9 protein-coding genes are annotated in these 16,498 nt (G+C 50.2%); 7 read left to right on the plus strand and 2 right to left on the minus strand.

Annotation, left to right across the window (positions count from 1 at the left end):
• Window positions 1-14 precede the first annotated feature (14 nt).
• From IQ256_RS24205 to IQ256_RS24215, 3 genes are all read left to right on the plus strand, one after another.
• Complete coding sequence (locus tag IQ256_RS24205) at window positions 15-9,170, plus strand: peroxidase family protein (protein WP_370623539.1); 9,156 nt, start codon at window positions 15-17, stop codon at window positions 9,168-9,170.
• Window positions 9,170-9,457 (plus strand): hypothetical protein, encoded by a 288-nt coding sequence (locus tag IQ256_RS24210; RefSeq protein WP_193858258.1) that lies wholly within the window; start codon window positions 9,170-9,172, stop codon window positions 9,455-9,457. The genes IQ256_RS24205 and IQ256_RS24210 overlap by 1 nt, the downstream gene beginning before the upstream one ends.
• Before the next feature lie 246 nt (window positions 9,458-9,703).
• Window positions 9,704-11,179, plus strand: coding sequence for a hypothetical protein (locus tag IQ256_RS24215; protein WP_193858259.1), 1,476 nt, complete (start codon window positions 9,704-9,706; stop codon window positions 11,177-11,179).
• A gap of 136 nt (window positions 11,180-11,315) precedes the next feature.
• Here IQ256_RS24215 and IQ256_RS24220 read toward each other — a convergent pair whose 3' ends face one another.
• The gene (locus IQ256_RS24220) at window positions 11,316-11,792 is read right to left on the minus strand and encodes a hypothetical protein (RefSeq protein WP_193858260.1); all 477 of its coding nucleotides are present in this window, start codon (window positions 11,790-11,792) and stop codon (window positions 11,316-11,318) included.
• A gap of 224 nt (window positions 11,793-12,016) precedes the next feature.
• Window positions 12,017-13,669, minus strand: coding sequence for an IS1182 family transposase (locus IQ256_RS24225; protein ID WP_193858261.1), 1,653 nt, complete (start codon window positions 13,667-13,669; stop codon window positions 12,017-12,019).
• 210 nt (window positions 13,670-13,879) lie between these two features.
• Between IQ256_RS24225 and IQ256_RS24230 the strand changes: the two genes are divergently transcribed.
• The 4 genes from IQ256_RS24230 (at window position 13,880) to IQ256_RS24245 (ending at window position 16,374) form a co-directional block, all read left to right on the plus strand.
• Window positions 13,880-14,428, plus strand: coding sequence for a recombinase family protein (locus IQ256_RS24230; protein WP_193858262.1), 549 nt, complete (start codon window positions 13,880-13,882; stop codon window positions 14,426-14,428).
• 73 nt (window positions 14,429-14,501) lie between these two features.
• Window positions 14,502-15,134: a LysE family translocator gene (locus IQ256_RS24235; RefSeq protein WP_193858263.1), complete on the plus strand. Its 633-nt coding sequence runs from the start codon at window positions 14,502-14,504 to the stop codon at window positions 15,132-15,134.
• A 126-nt stretch (window positions 15,135-15,260) separates the two neighbouring features.
• Window positions 15,261-15,605, plus strand: coding sequence for a gamma-glutamylcyclotransferase family protein (locus IQ256_RS24240; RefSeq protein ID WP_193858264.1), 345 nt, complete (start codon window positions 15,261-15,263; stop codon window positions 15,603-15,605).
• A 271-nt stretch (window positions 15,606-15,876) separates the two neighbouring features.
• Window positions 15,877-16,374: a LysR family transcriptional regulator gene (locus IQ256_RS24245; RefSeq protein ID WP_193858265.1), complete on the plus strand. Its 498-nt coding sequence runs from the start codon at window positions 15,877-15,879 to the stop codon at window positions 16,372-16,374.
• Window positions 16,375-16,498: the final 124 nt, after the last annotated feature.

Here is a 16,498-nt window from a genome sequence, read left to right on the forward strand (position 1 = left end):
ATGAATCGCGGGCCATAGCCCTAAGAACCAACGATGGCACCGGACGACTGAAAGTCTCAGACGGTGATTTATTACCAATCAACAACAGCGAGACATTTCCAGACGGTGTGCTGGCCAACAGCAATCGCGGCCTAACCGATCCGGCTACGCTCTTCGCAACGGGTGATGTTCGCGCCAATGAGAACATCGGCCTGACAGCAATGCATACGGTGTTTGTGCGTGAGCATAACCGCTTGGCCGATGCGATCAGCGCAGCGAACCCTGAACTGAGTGGAGAAGCGGTCTATCAACGAGCTCGCAAGCTAGTCGCCGCTCAGATTCAACACATTACCTACAGCGAGTATCTGCCGCTGCTGATTGGTGACAATACCATTGCTGACTATGCAGGCTATGACGACCAGGTCGATCCGTCTGTCAGTCATCTGTTCTCAGCCGCCGCCTTCCGTATGGGTCATACGCAGAGCTCTGATGAGTTCTTGCTAATCGATCAGAACGGTCAGGCGCTGCCGTCCGTGTCCCTCAACCAAAGCACGTTTAATCCTGGGCTGGTTCAAGAACAGGGCATTGACGCGATCTTGCGTGGGCTGTTTGCTCAGACCTCAGAAGCAATCGATACCAAAGTACTCGACCAGCTACGCAACACGCTCTTCGGCCCACCGGGTGCGGGTGGGATTGACCTGGCCGCAGTTGATATTCAGCGCGGTCGGGATGTGGGTCTGCCTGACTACAACCAGGCGAGAGTAGACTTTGGCTTAGCACCAGTTGCATCCTTTGCTGAGATTACGTCGGATACGGACTTGCAGGCACAGCTAGAGCAGGTCTACGGCACGGTGGACGATATTGATGCCATCGTCGGTGGCCTGGCTGAAGATGCGGTAGCAGGCTCGATGGTCGGTGAGTTCTTTCAGAAGGTGATTGCTGACCAGTTTGCTCGATTAAGAGACGGCGATCGCTTCTGGTATGAGAACGCTCAGTTTACGACTGAGGAACTAAGCCTGATTCGTGAGACTTCTCTTTCAGCATTGCTAGAGCGCAATACAGAGATGACCGGCTTAGCCGACAATCTGTTCTCTACTGGGCGTGACCCAGCAGCGCTCTCAGCAGGCGGCACCGTAGCTGACCAGACAGTGACTGAGTATGCAACGCTTGACGGCTCAAACAACAATCTGGCTAACCCGACACTCGGCACGCCAGGAACGCATCTGCGAGTGGACTATACCCAGGAGTATGGCGATGGCATTCGGACCTTAGCGGGTGAAGACAGAGCCAACGTCAGAGAGATTAGTAACACCATCTTTGCCCAAGATGGCTCGATTCCTGATGAGACCGGTGCGACGGGCTTCATGCTGGCCTGGAGCCAGTTCATGGGACACGATATGACCTTTGCGCCAGCGGGGGCGGCGGACACGCTGAAGGTCTACGGCACGGAGTATGAATCGGTGACAGGAGAGGAGTTCCCCTTCGTGGCCGAGAAGCTGAACCTGGTGCTGGGCCATGAGGTCTATGCAGGTGTCAACAACGTGATTGAGCGGCCTATCTACTTACCCGCACTAGCAATCGATGACAACGTGCAGACAACGGATGCTACTGGCGACATCACGGTTACCAATGCCAGCTTAGGCGCTCAAGTCTTTGTTGAAGCGAATTCTCTGACTGACAACCGAGGCAATGAATTTACCGGCCAGCTGAGCATATCTGAGGTGCCGCCTGAGTTAACGCCCGCAGCTCTCCCAGAGAATCTCTTTCCTGATATGGTCGTCACCATTCAGCCGGGTGAAATGGTGTTTGATACACCTGCTCAGCTAACGCTAGCCAACACCGCTGGTGTAGAAGCCGGTACGCAGATGGACTTGTGGTCGATCAACCCCACGACTGGAGACTTTGAGATTGTTGGGGTAGGGCGTGTCAGCGCGGATGGAGAGCGAATTGAGACAATTGATGGGGGTATTCGTAACTCTTCTTGGCATTTCTTCAGTGACCGTCCGTTGGACTGGGCGGTGAGAACCTTAGATCATGGGTGTGTCGCTGGTTCAGCAATGAGCCCTCTCACCTCTGAAGTAGAGCTATACTCCGGTGGTCTGGTCGAAACGCATGAGCTGCCTACCTATCAGTCGTTGGGCGAAGCGCGCGGTGTTCGGCTCGTGTATGACTCTCTTAGAGCAGACGCTAGACCTGTTCTTGAAGTCGTGATAGATAATCCTTCAAGGAGAGGTACCGTTCTGGCTAGTCAGCTAGTGATGACAGCTGACTTGTCTATAGATATCAATGGCCTGGAGTACAAGCATCCTGGCTTCTCAGGTAAAGAGCTATCACCTGACGGGCGACCTCTAGTCGGTGCGACTGGAAAGAACTTTTGGCGGCTACCGGGTGAATCTGGCCCCGTCAGTGGCAAGCTGCAGGCCGATTTGAGATCTGTTGAAACCGGTGTATACAACTACTCAATGACGGCAGGAATACAGGGGATTGTACCAAGAAGTACTACTAGACGGGTTAGGAACGCTGATGGTTCGATTTCTATCATCACAACTGAGTTTGACAGATTAGTCGGCACAGTTGGTAGTCCAACAAATGACGGCGCTAAGCTGATTCATGTCAACACAGTCGATAGCGCATTTGGCAGCGGCTGGGGCATTGCTGGCATGCAAAAGCTGGTAGAAGGTGCTGATGGCTCAGTTCTGCTAGTGGATGGTGATGGCACCGAGCGTCTGTTTGAAGCACCTGTCAACGCAGGTGAAGCCTATGTTTCACCGGTTGGTCAATACTCAGACCTGGTTCGCTTAGAAGATGGTACCTTCCAACTAACGAGTCAGCAGCAGACGGTCTCTAGGTTTGATCAAAACAACCGTCTTGTTTCTAGGACGGATGTACATGGCAATCAAACTCAGCACGTATATGACGCAGCCGGACAGCTTAGCAAGATTGTTGATCCAGCCGGGTTAGAAACAACCTTTCTCTATGATGGCGATGGCAAGGTTTCAGGCATTGTTGATCCAGCTGGGCGGACCACACAGCTGCTGTATGACAGCGCGGGCAACTTAGCTCAGGTTGTCAATCCAGACGATTCCCAACGCACTTTTGAGTACGATGCAGGGCATCGCATGACCGCAGAAGTCGATCAGAACGGTCGCCGAGAAGAAGCCATTTATGACTTTGCGGGAAGGGTAGCCTCTGCAACCCGTAAAGATGGTTCAACCTTAGAAGTATCACCGATTCAGACACAAGGGCTTTACCAAACCGAAGAAACAACGTCTCGGTTTACCCAAGCTGTTGCATCTTCAACTTCTGACGTTAGTTACTCTCGTTACGTAGATGGTAACGGCAATGAAAGACTCTCTTTACTAGATCAGGCAGGCCAGTTGATCTCTTCACAGGATGAAGAAGGCACATTGACCGGAAGCGTTGTCAGAGATGAGTTTAATAACATCATTGAGACGACTGACGCTAGAGGATTCGTGACCCGATACGAGTATGACGAAGTTGGTAATGTAATTAGCGTCTCAGACTCTCTATCTTTTGATACACCAGAGCTATCACCTCAGGACAGCGAAGCTATTGTAGAAGCCAACGAGAAACTTGGAGAGCGGGTAGACCTGGTTGCCACAGCTGATCTCAACGGAGATGATTTAGATGATTTGGTAGTGGTGTCTGGAACAACAGCTTCCATTTTGTTTATTAACGGTGATAGAACCTGGTCTGAAGCTGTTGACTATGAACCGGCTGAAGACAGGTCTGACATTCTTACTGAGTATGCCGACTTCGGCGACTACGACGAATACAATACCGATATCCTCATCAAAGATATTGATTTGGATGGAGACCGAGATATCCTTATCCAGTCGCAGCGATGGTTAACGACGCTAAAGAATGATGGGGCAGGTAATTTTGAGCGGTCTGATAGCAGTGTCAACTATGGACAAATCAGGAATGGCAGTAGCTTTAGGCAATATCAAAATAGGATTGATACTGTAGATGTGGATGGTGACGGTCGTTTAGATTTAATTGCCGATGGCCTTTGGTACAAAGGGAATGACCACGGAGCTTTTAGTACACAGGGCGTAGACTTTTTTGATCGGGTGCAGAACGACTTTATCTCTCCAGTTTTTGAAGCGTTAAATCCGGGCTACTATTCTACAGTTGCAGACTTTGATGGCGACGGCGATTTGGATGTAGTCAGTGTCGGAGCCGGCTACTTTAGTGACCCTAGTGATGAAGCGCTAGAAGACTCGCTTAGAGTGCTGATCAATACAGGCAATGGCAACTGGTGGAATAGTGCAGCAGAAAGCATTACGCTCCCGGTTAGAGGTTCATCCACAAACAATATTGTCAGTTATGACATAGATGGAGATCAAGATCTCGATTTAGTCCTGTCAGCTTCTTCCGACGATGACCTTTATCTCTACACAAACAATGGCAATGGTGTGTTCGCGGCGGTAGAGAACGCGGAAGATTTCTTAGAAGAGAGAATAAATCCTGAGACAGGAGAAGTAGACATTATCGTTGCTGAAACAGGTGATGTTCTTTTCTATGAAAGCAGACGGAGCGGTACGTCTTCTAATGCTAGAGAAGATAGCTTTCGTAACTATATGGAAGATTCTGATGGCACTGCTTTTGCCAACTTCCAAATCTCAGCCGTTGAAGATTTAGATGGGGATGGAGATGAAGATATTGTTGCTTTTGGTGGCGGATATCAGTACGAAAGACACTTTTTTATTGAGAATGAAGGTGAGGGCGGCTGGCTACTAAAAGATGCCTGGTCTTTAGAAGACGGTAGTTCTATTAATGGTGACAATATAAAGGTTGCTGATATCAATCAAGATGGCTTTCAGGACATTGTCTCTCTCAACGATTTAGAGGGCCTCGAAGTTCGATTAAATACTAGGAACAACCAGTTTTCAGTGGCGGACACGCCTATTTCTGATGACTACTACGCTGAGAGTTTTGATCTAGTAGATATTGATTCAAACGGCACTACTGATGTCTTGTTTCAAGAAAGTAGTGAGTTCTATGTCCTATTGAATGATGGTAACGGTCACTTTGACGCGCCTGTCTCGATTGAGAGCAATGGATATATCGAGTCGTTCATCACCGGTTTTATAGACGGTAATAGCCGTATAGATATTCTAACGACAGACAGTTCCTACAGCTCTGAAGATAGAGCTTACTTTGCGAGTGTAAAAGCGCTGTTCAATCCAATAGCAGGCGCTGGTCAAGCTAACGGCCCACTCGTAGAGCAGAGCCGGTCAGGTCGTGGAGAAAAGTCTTTTACCTACGACAAAACCTTCAATCAGCTAACCTCTGTCGTCGATGAGGTCGGCCAGCAGACTTTGTATGAAGTCGATGAGACTACCGGCAATCGTCTTGCTATCACTCAGGTGGTGGGTCAATTAGACACAAGTAGTGATGAAACCGACGATTTAATCACTACCTACACCTACACTGCTTCAGGACTAGTCGATACGATGACCGACCCCTTAGGTCGAACTATGGACTACGACTACGACAGCTTTGGACGACTGGCACAGGTCACCTATGCAAAGGATACGGCTTTTGAAGCCAGTGAGCAGTTCGAGTACGACACGGCAGGTAATCTCAGCCGGTTTGTCGATGCAAACGGTCACAGTACTGAATATATCTACGACGCAATGAACCGCGTCGTTACCATCATCGAAGCCGACCCAGACGGTGTGGCGGGGCCATTAACTTCTCCAGTAACGCTATTCACGTATGACCAAGCAGGGAATATCACAAGCAGCACGGACGCACGTGGAAATGAGACAGCCTATGCCTATGACGAGCGAGATCGGTTAGTTCGTCTGGTAGATGCTGATCAGCAGCAGACCCTATACGACTACGATGACGCTGGTAATCTGGTCGCAACAACTGATGCCTTGGGTCGCATCATTCAGCATCGTTACGATAAGAGAAACCGCCGTATCGAGACGATTGATGCTGAGGGCAATTCAACTTACTTCACGTATGACCTCGACAACAATCTAGTCGAAGTCGTTGATGCCCAAGGTAATCCGACAGCGTTTACTTACGATGCTCGTGGCCGACTGGTCGCTGAAACAGATGCGCTGTCTAACTCAACTCGCTATGCCTATGACGCAGTCGATAGTCTGGTGGCGATCTCCGACCGACGGGGTAATGTCACTCGCTATGCCTATGACGATCTAAATCGCCTTAGCGCAGCGATTGACCCCTATGGAAACGCGGATACTTTTGACTACGACAAGGTCGGTAACTTAATCACGAGTACCGATAGGCTCGGAAATAGTACTTCTTTTGGTTACGACGCTCGAAATCGTCTGGTTGCAAGCACTAGTGCGCTTGAAGGTGACAATACTATTACCTATACGTACGATGCGGTGGGTAATCAGCTCTCTGTCACGGATGAGTTGAATCGCACGACGACTTATGTCTATGACGCACTCAACCGGTTGATAGAAGCGACCGATGCCCTAAACCACAGCACAACCTATGACTATGACGAGGTTGACAACCTAACCAAGGTAACTGACGCTCTACAGCGCGAAACGACCTATAGCTACGATGTCTTAAATCGGCAGGTCGGCAGCGTTGATGCAGCGGGCGGCAGCGTACTCTTCGACTACGACGCGGTTGGTAACTTAACTTCCTACACAGATGAGTTAGACCGTACGACTACATATCAATATGACCGGCGCAACCTGCAAACCCAAGTAGTCGGACCGCTGGAAACAGAAGCGGGCGTCCCGATAGTTCGAACGACTACCACTTATGACTCGGTGGGTAATGTTTCTACCATCGAAGATGCGCTCGGTCAGACAACAACCTATACCTACGATGAGCTATATCGCCGTACTGGGGTGACAGATGCACTCGGTAAAGAGACGGTGATGCGTTATGACGAAGCTGGAAATTTACTAGCGTTGACAGATGCGTCGGGTAATACGACCAGCTATGCCTATGACGCGCTCAACCGGATGGATCTAGACGTTATCGAGATAGATGGACAGTTCCTCTCGCGCTCTTATCTCTACGATGCCGTTGGCAACCTAGTTGAGCAGAAGGACCGGGACGGACGCATTCAGTCCTTTACGTACGATGCTCTCAATCGGCAAACTCAGGAGCAATGGTTGGATGAGCAGCGTACGGTCGTTCATGGGATCGACTACACCTACGACGCAGCTAGTCAGCTCACGGCTGTCAGCGATCCTGATTCGACCTATGCCTACACCTACGACGCGGCGGGTCGTTTGCTCAGCAATGATAATGCAGGTACGGCTGGTGTCCCCGATGTGTTGCTGAGCTATGGCTACGACGCGGTGAATAACCGCACGTCGGTGACGGACTTCATCATGGGCACCCAGGCCGGGGTAGAGTCCTTTACCTATGACACGCTTGATCGGGTGACGCGGATTACGCAGAGCGGCAATGGCGTGGCCGATAAGCGAATAGATCTCAGCTACAACGCGGCTAGTCAGATGACCGGACTATCGCGAGCCAGTGACTTAGCTGGAGTGCAGACGGTTGCAGATACGGCCTATACCTATGACACCGCTGGTCGGCTAGTTGGCCTGGTGCATGAGCGTGACGGGAATGAGATCGCGGGCTATGGCTTTACCTATGATGCGGCCAATCGTCTAACGCAGCTAGTAACGCCAGATGGCACTAGTGACTACAGCTACAACGACCGCGACGAGCTGACAGGGGGTACGCATAGCTATCAGGCCGATGAAGCCTACAGCTATGACGATACGGGCAATCGCAACAGTGCGGGCTATGAAACGGGCGAGCAGAATCGTTTGCGCTCTGATGGCACTTACACCTACGAGTATGACAACGAAGGCAATCGGACGCGGCGGGTGGCGATCTCAACAGGGGAAGTGACTGAGTACGGTTGGGACTATCGCAACCGGATGACCTCGGTGGTGACTAAAGGCAGCGATGATGTGGTCGCTAAGTCGGTGGAGTACACCTATGACGTGTATGACCGTCGGATTGCCAAGGTGGTTGACAGCGATGGCGATGGCATAGGTGCGGCGACTGAAGAGCGCTATGTCTATGACGGTGAGCATATTGCGCTGGTGTTTGATGGTGAGGGCAATCAGGTTAGTCGCTATCTGCACGGGCCGCAGGTGGACCAGGTACTGGCAGAAGAGATGGCGGATGGGGAGGTGCGCTGGGCGCTGAGTGACCATCAGGGTAGCGTGCGCGACCTGATTGATAGTGATGGTGAGGTGCTTAATCACATTGTCTATGACAGCTATGGACAGGTGAGCAGTGAGACGAATGCTGATGTGGATTTCCGCTTTGGCTATACCGGGCGGGAGCGCGATGAGGAGACGGGGCTTTACTACTACCGGGCGCGATACTTTGACCCGGCACCGGGGACGTTTGTTAGTACTGACCCGTTAGGCTTTGATGCGGGCGATAGCAATATATATCGCTATGTGTTCAATAGTCCGACAAACTATACCGATCCGAGCGGAGAGGTCGCATTTACTACTGTTGCTGCTGTTGTTATTGTAGGTGGCATACTTGTAAATCTATTTGTTCCACCGCCGCCAGCTCAAGCTCCAACTCACTGTGATGATATCCATGAAGATGAGTACTTTTGGCAACGTATTGGAGTCGGTGTCCTCGTTGGTGGAGGCATTGAAAGAGGTTTCAGCTCTGGTGCCTCTGGGCTTGCTTCATCCGCAGATGACTTACTACGCGGAACTGGCCATCTCCTAGATGATGCTGCGCGATCTTTAGATGAGTTGTTTGGTGGAGGCGGTCAAAGATTAGCTACGGCTGGTGGTGGGACTTTAGATAACGGTGTTAGAGCAGCTTCGTCTGGTGCAGATGAAGTTGGTAACTCAGTCCTAAAGTCAGTTGGTGATGATCTAGGAGGAGCCGCAGATGATATAAGACTACCGTCTCATCTACAAGAGCAAATTCAGAATTTACCTAGACCAAAACAACGCTCTGTACGATCTTTATACCGACGGGCTCAAGAACATATTCGGAAATTAGAGAATTATAGGGCTAATCCAGAGGCAGCCGACCATCTAGGGATACTTCGGAATGCTCCTAATGACCAAGTTAGGCAAAACATTATTAATGGTAGGATACGTCACTTAGAGGCTGAAATTTCAGCCTTTGAGGGACAAATTGACAACATTGTATCTGGGGCCAACTGATGAATGTAGAACTAAAAGAGATAGAGAACGCACTGCAATCGATTTTTTCTCATTTGTATAGCTCAGGAATGAATTCCGTTGAGATTGGAAAAGATTTTTATTGGCATATACCTAAAGCAGACCGATATGAGCCATATGAGCAGCCTAGCAATTTTACTATGGGGCAACTATCAAGTGACTTAGAAAACCTAAATAAAATCTCTTCTGGAGATGAACAACCTTTGGCATATTCTCTTATATGGGTTGCATCAATATTAAGGTACTTGGGAGAAGAAGTTGTTGAGTAGCTTAATATTGAAGATCGTCAGAGGGAACGTTCCGTGGTTCTGAAGGTGTTTGGGAATTGGTTGTAGATCCAAGTACTAATACCGTGCTCCATTTTAACTTTGTGGCACGCTAGAATTCAAGTTGGTTAATGTCTCAATTTGTGGCGTGGTGCAAAACAGGGTTACACTTTCGCCGCACTCAGGTAGGCTGAATGGCTGCCCCTTCCTGAGCGCGATCGCTTTCAGCGGGCGTTCGCCATCGCCAATATGAGTCCAGCCCTTTCCATTGCCGCTAGCTTATCCCCTGATGTTCGCCAAGACATCGGCATTCAATTACTGTCGCGCTCGAAACCCATCAGCGACATTGCCGCGACGCACCAGGTTAGTCGAAAGTTCGTCTACCAGCAAGGTGATAAAGCACGGCAAGCTCTGGATGAATCCTTTGCGCCATCTAAAGGTGATGACGATGTCTTGTTCCATCTACCCGTGACCAAGAACTGGCTCTACCAGCTGATTCTAGGTCTGGTACTAATCTGCCACAGCTCCTATCGAGGCGTCGTCGAACTGTTTCGCGATCTATTCGACACGCCGATCAGCATCGGCACTATCCACAATCGACTTGACGCGGCAGCGGCAACGGCGGCTGAGATCAATCAAAGTCAAGACCTCTCTGGCATTGAAGTGGGTCTTCACGATGAGATTTATCAGTCGAATCGTCCGGTACTCGTGGGTATTGATGCCGCCTCAACGTACTGCTACCTGCTCCAATCAGTTGAACGTCGGGATGAAGAAACCTGGGGCTGGTATTTGCTGGACAATATGGCGCAAGGCTTCGCCCCCAAGTATACGATTGCTGATGGTGGCAGTGGGCTTCGGGCCGGGCAGAAAGCAGTGATGCCAAAAGTCCCTTGCCACGGTGACGTGTTCCATATCCAGCAACAGTTTGAGCAGGTCGCCAATGGCCTGGCCCGCCAAGCTCAAGGAGCGACGACGCGCCGGGTCAAACTGGAACAGAAGATTACCCAGGCCAAACTGACCAACAACATGACCCAGAAGCTGACCATCCAACAGGTAAAAGCTAACCGCCGAGAGCGAGGATTGGTCGCCCGTGCCCGAGATGTCAAAATTCTCCTACATTGGTTTGAGCATGATGTGATGGCATTAGCGGGGCCAGAGTTAGCAGAGCGCCAGGAACTCTTCGACTTCATTGAAGCCGAACTCCAACAGAGAGCAGGCAAGCAGTATTCCACAATTCGCAAGCTCAGGAAGGCCCTGCATAACCAACGTGATCAATTGCTGGCCTTTGCCGGTGTCCTCGACCAGAAGCTGGCAGCGCTGGCAGCCGATTTTGAGCTACCACTACAGGTAGTGCGGGATATCTGTTTATGGCATCGGAAACACAACACCTCGAATGCTTACTGGGAACGGTGGACTCAGCTACACAGGCAGCTTTCAGACAAATTCTATGGCGTGATGAAGGCCGTGGAGGAAGCACTCAAACAAACACCCAGAGCTAGCTCGTTAGTGGAAAATCTCAACTCACGATTACGCAATTACTTTTTCCTGCGACGCAGTCTCGGGGATTCCTATTTGAGCCTACTCCAATTCTTCTGTAATCATCGCTGTTTCAGCCGCTCTCGGGTGCCGGAACGGGTGGGTAAAAGCCCCAAGCAATTGTTGACGGGTGAAACCCATCCCCACTGGCTAGAGTTGCTGGGCTTTGAGCGCTTCCAAAGAGCGTAGAAACTAACGTAATCAAACAGCAGGCTATCGCCGATGATGGTCTAATTTGTGCTGCATGTGTTACCTAAAACAAGCCGGTTTTGAACCACACCGTCATACGAACTATGTAAGCTTGTGGAATCTGTACTGTCAAAGTCTATTCGTCCAGTGGCAGCGCAGAAACGAAGGAGCATAGTCTTTCAGCTTCGCATTGTGTTAGATCTTCAGGTAATTCTAGCTCTAAGTTGAAATCATCACGAAGTCGTAGACAGTGTGTGACAGCATCGAGCTTAGCATCTGTTTCAATGTCGTCGTCTGTTTCAGGCAAAGGCTCCACCGAGTCTCGCTTACCTTGAGCAGCTTGACACGTTTCCAAGCTGCTAAAAGCCCATACGAACCTAGATGCGTGGCCGCGTCTACCTACTACGTATTGGCCACAACCACAATTTTCCAGGATTCTAAACGCTGCGATCACCTCAGATTTTTGAGCGGACGATCCTGCCTTCTCCAATCGAGCGATCATCCGACTGAGCTTAGTTTCGGACTGATTTCGCTCCCGTGTTGCCATATCATCGCATAGCTGAGAAACAACCTCGTTACTGCCATATAAGTCGCGTAGCTTCTGAGTATCCATATTAACGTGTTGTTCCAATATCTCGATGCAAGACAACGTGGTCATGCACTGTGATAGTTCCCAACAAAGTTAAATAAAGACACCAAGCTTCGTGCTATTGGAAACATCATTTAATTCTGTGAACATGTAGTTCTTTACGCAGCGTAGATTTTATTGTGTCTCTAACCACCGGACACTGTTGGCGAACTCATAGGAAAGCCTCTAAATCCTATATAGCTAGCGGGTTATGCGGATTCCAATGCTTTGAAACGGGAAGTACGTGTCTTGGCTAGCGGCACATCGTTTATCCAGTTGACAATCCGGTCGATGTTGATGGCTGCGCCAATAGCCACATTCTGTAGATGCGTCTTTGGGAGACCTCGGTAGCGAGATCGCCTCAAGCCAAAGCCGCGAACCCCTTGCGAGATAGTGCCTTCAATCCCGGCTCTACGTTTGTATTGCTCCCGACCGGCTTCACTACGATGCTGTTCTCTAGCCTGTTCTAGCGCTTCGTACTGTACTCGCGGGTGAAGGTTCAAACTCCGCTGCGGGCCACGAGTACACAGCTCTTTGGCATTGCATGTAGAGCAGTCACGACTGCTGAACCTGGCTTGTATGTAGTCTCGATTGTCTGGCATGACTCTGGGCTTCCAACTCGTCGAGACGTTCCCTTCTGGGCAAGTGACGGTTTCAGTTTCCCAGTTGATGTCAAACTTCGTTCCATCGTAGCCGCCTTCTAACCTTGCCTGCCAGCTCAAATCCTGACGAGCGGGCCCAACGATTTCAATCTGTTGTTCTTTTGCATTCACCAAGTGCTCTGCACTCACATAAGCGGAATCAACAAAGTGTTCTGATGGTGGTAGCTGTTTATCTAGAAGGGATTGATGAATCGCTTCTGTACGCTGCGCTTCGTGGATGCTCGCATCTGTTGTTTCTATATGAGTAATTAGGTGACACTGTTCATCATCACAGGTCTCACTCAGATGCACGACATACCCAACCCAGTTCACCCCACACCGAGAACGAAACCGAGCATCTACATCGTAGGGTGACTCGATACCAAACTTAGCGCGGGGCAGTTCCTTTTTTGATTTCCAGCGCACTTGTGCATCCAGCGGCCCATCGGCATCGTACTCATAATGCCGTTCGAGCATGAGCTTCAGCGCTTGAATTCTCGGTAGATGCTCCCAGTCAGCGAGCCGCGACGCTTCGAGACAGAACAGCAGATAGTAAGCGTCTTCCCCTACCGCCTGCGTCCAAGCGTTGCGTTTTGCTTCCGATTTTGGCAGCTGATAGTCTTCTACGCGGCGACCGTAGCGCTCGTACCAGTCGTCATTTGGGACGATGTCTGAGAGCCACTCTGGGGCAACGGTAGCCAGTTCGTTCAATGCAGCTCGCATCGTTTCGCCGACCAGCTCCAGCCGGTTGAGTTTGCGTACCGATGCCAGCACACGAGTCGCATCGGTACGCTGTTTGCCTCTGGGTTTGAGCAGTCCTTTCTCCTGAGCACAGTCCAGTAGCTTTTCTAGCAGCAGATGCTCCTGTTCACTTTCTATCAACCGATCTCGAAACTCGCTCAGGACGCTGAAATCAAAGCCTTCGTCGGTTAGCTCTAGACCCAGCAGGTACTTCCAATCAATGCGAGAACGGACGGAGTCTGCTGCTTGTCGGTCAGATAGGGTTTCGCGGAATTGCAGCAGTGTTATCAGCGCTAGTCTCCACGGGGGAAGTCCCGGCTGGCCTGTGTTTGAGAACAGGCCGATAAAGTCGCTGTCCTCGAACACTGTGCCGAGTTCATCCCGCAGCGTCAGGTATGGATTGCCTTTCGGAAAGGCAGCTTTGGCGACTTGCTGGGTGAGAGCTGGAATTTCGGCTATCGGTTGCGGCTTGATAGACACGGGCGATCGCACTCCTGATGACTAGCGACTAGCCTCAGAATACCGATTTTTCGCTACTTTTGGAGTTCGCCAACAGTGTCCGACCCCTTGTAAGACGCTTTCTGAAAGCCAAGGCAGTGAACGAGTTCTGTGCGTTTAGACTGTCTCATAACTGGTTTTATTATCTATGAGCCACTATTGAGTTAGATAGACGAGTTTTGAGACAAAAATATGAAGGTTGGCTACGCACGGGTGTCTACTTTTGAGCAGGACTTGGATTTGCAGATGGATGCGCTGGAGAAGGAGGGGTGCGATCGCATTTTTTGTGACCAGGGCGAAAGCGGAGCAAAGGGCAGTCGCCCGGAGTGGAATAATTGTCTCGATCATCTGCGCAAAGGAGACACGCTTGTTATCTGGAAGCTGGACCGGGCTAGCCGCTCGACCAAACACTTGATAGAACTAGCTGAGGACTTGAAGCAACGAGGCGTCAAGCTGAAAAGCCTGAAGGAACAGATTAACACTGCCTCTGCGATGGGTAAGTTCTTCTTTCGGATGACAGCCTCGATCGCAGAGCTAGACCGCGATATCATTCGTGAACGTACTCTGGCAGGTTTAGCAGCGGCGCGGGCGCGCGGACGCAGATGTGGTCGGAAGAAGACCATCACCGAAGGCCAGAAGCTAGAAGCGAAGCGCCTTGCTGATGAGGGTAAGCTGAGTATCAGTGATATCTGTAAGCGGGTTGGCATCAGTCGCGCTAGTTACTATCGTCTGGTTGCTTAGTATGTCGTTCTAAAGCGCTGTTTTCCTGGCGAAAGTAGAGCATAATTCAGACTGTTGACTAGGAGCGACCCTAATGCCTGATCTCACAACGCTAGGACTGTTTATGAGTGCGGCCTTTGTGCTAGCCATAACACCCGGCCCCGGTATCTTTTACGTGATGACCAGAAGTTTGAAAGGAGGACGGCCAGAAGGTTTTGCTTCAGCCATGGGAACCTCAGTGGGTGGTCTGTTCCATGTAGTGGCCGCTGCACTAGGGGTGTCAGTGCTACTGGCAACGTCTGCGATCGCATTCAGCTTGATGAAATATCTAGGAGCGGCTTACCTTGTCTTCTTGGGTATAAAGACCATACTGAGTCAAGACACTGTTATCAGCGAAGACGCTAGTACTGTGGTTGGCTACCGTAAAGCATTCTTTCAAGGTGTTGCTGTTGAGATCTTGAACCCGAAGACAGCGCTGTTCTTTCTCGCGTTCATTCCACAGTTCGTTAACCCTTCAGGTATTGTATTCATCCAATTTTTGCTATTAGGCACTACCTCCGTTGTGCTTAACACGCTAGTAGATCTGATAGTGATTGCACTAGCAGGGCCGATAGGTCAGAAGCTTAGAACGAGTCCTAAACTTCGCAAACGTCAGCGGATTACGACGGGTGTTGGCCTAATTTCACTAGGTGGGTACGTTGCGCTGTCAGGTACAGGCGAATCGTAGTGTCCCTAAACAACACTTTCCTCTTTAATCGAACGGTGCAGACTAATCGTAATACCGCGCCTAGCTGAGACCTATTCAACTATTCGATGCAGATGAACAACTTATGGTCTCTACTGTGAGAAAGCAATGACTCAGCGGCTCTTTGTGTATGGAACGCTCGCCCCAGGTCAGCCAAACGAACACGTCCTATCAGATATTCAGGGAGAGTGGAAGCCAGCGACTGTCAGTGGCACTTTGATTCAAGAGGGATGGGGTGCGGCTTCTGGCTTCCCAGGTATCATCTTGGACAGAAATGGCAGTGAAGTAGAAGGTTTCCTTTTTACCTCAGAAGAATTAGCTAAGCATTGGACTCGCCTCGATAAGTTTGAGGGCGAGGATTATGAGCGAGTCCTGACACCAGTGATGCTTGAAAAGGGAACAGTTGTAAATGCCTACATCTATCAACTCCGCACAAAACCCCTGCACTTATAGATGAGGTGATCGAGCCAACGCAACGTGCCAATAGCAGTCAATAGAACGGCGATCGAGGTAGCTGTCCGCTTTGCAACGTCGTTCGAGAGTTGAGAGCCTCCGACGACTCGCAATGCCCTCGACCTTTCAAGAAAGTCTTTCTGACACAAGGAATGGGACACACTTTTGCCATAGTTCAAAAGGTCTAAAATTTGAGACATTGAAAGAAGCTGAACGCCTAGACCTGTATGTAAGATAGTTGTCCTGTAGAAGTTGATTAGAGAGAGCGTTAATGGTTGACCTGCGACAACTCAGGCAGTTTATCGCCGTTGCAGAAGAGCTTCACTTTCACAAAGCGGCAGCGCGACTCAATATGTCACAACCGCCGCTAACCGCGACTGTTCGACAGCTAGAGAAAGAGATCGGTGCCAAACTCCTAGAGCGCAGCAACCGCGTTATACAACTAACCCCTGCTGGTAGGGCACTGCTAACCCATGCACGACTAACAATTGAGCAAGCAGAGCTAGCAGTTGCAACCGCTCGCGGGGCCGCAGCCGGATATACAGGCGTTCTTCAGTTAACCTATGTGGGCAGTGCTATGTATGGCCGTCTAGCTCAAGTCATACGCACCTTCCGACGCAGCTATCCGAACGTCAAACTAGAACTGAAGGAAGCGACAACCGCTACTCAAGTAGCAGCACTACGTGAAGGTACGAGTGACCTAGCTGTACTCCTGCCGCCACTTCCAGATGATACTGGACTGCGTATGAGTCCATTCGATGAGGATTGAAGTGAACCCCTAAATTTGGACAGTAAAATCAGGTGATAGAAAGTCTAGACTTGTTCGTATCACCTTTAGACGATTACTGCTCCTTCCTCCACTTTTCTTCAAATTCACTAGGCGTCAAATAGCT

Origin of the sequence: cf. Phormidesmis sp. LEGE 11477 (genome assembly GCF_015207105.1) — a bacterium.
GTDB lineage: Bacteria > Cyanobacteriota > Cyanobacteriia > Phormidesmidales > Phormidesmidaceae > Phormidesmis.

Excerpts from the sequence above, each read along its gene's own strand:
- IQ256_RS24215 (WP_193858259.1), top strand. The coding sequence starts at position 9,704 with ATGAGTCCAGCCCTTTCCATTGCCGCTAGCTTATCCCCTGATGTTCGC.
- IQ256_RS24235 (WP_193858263.1), top strand. The coding sequence starts at position 14,502 with ATGCCTGATCTCACAACGCTAGGACTGTTTATGAGTGCGGCCTTTGTG.
- IQ256_RS24245 (WP_193858265.1), top strand. The coding sequence starts at position 15,877 with ATGGTTGACCTGCGACAACTCAGGCAGTTTATCGCCGTTGCAGAAGAG.
- IQ256_RS24210 (WP_193858258.1), top strand. The coding sequence starts at position 9,170 with ATGAATGTAGAACTAAAAGAGATAGAGAACGCACTGCAATCGATTTTT.
- IQ256_RS24220 (WP_193858260.1), bottom strand. The coding sequence starts at position 11,792 with ATGGATACTCAGAAGCTACGCGACTTATATGGCAGTAACGAGGTTGTT.
- IQ256_RS24240 (WP_193858264.1), top strand. The coding sequence starts at position 15,261 with ATGACTCAGCGGCTCTTTGTGTATGGAACGCTCGCCCCAGGTCAGCCA.
- IQ256_RS24230 (WP_193858262.1), top strand. The coding sequence starts at position 13,880 with ATGAAGGTTGGCTACGCACGGGTGTCTACTTTTGAGCAGGACTTGGAT.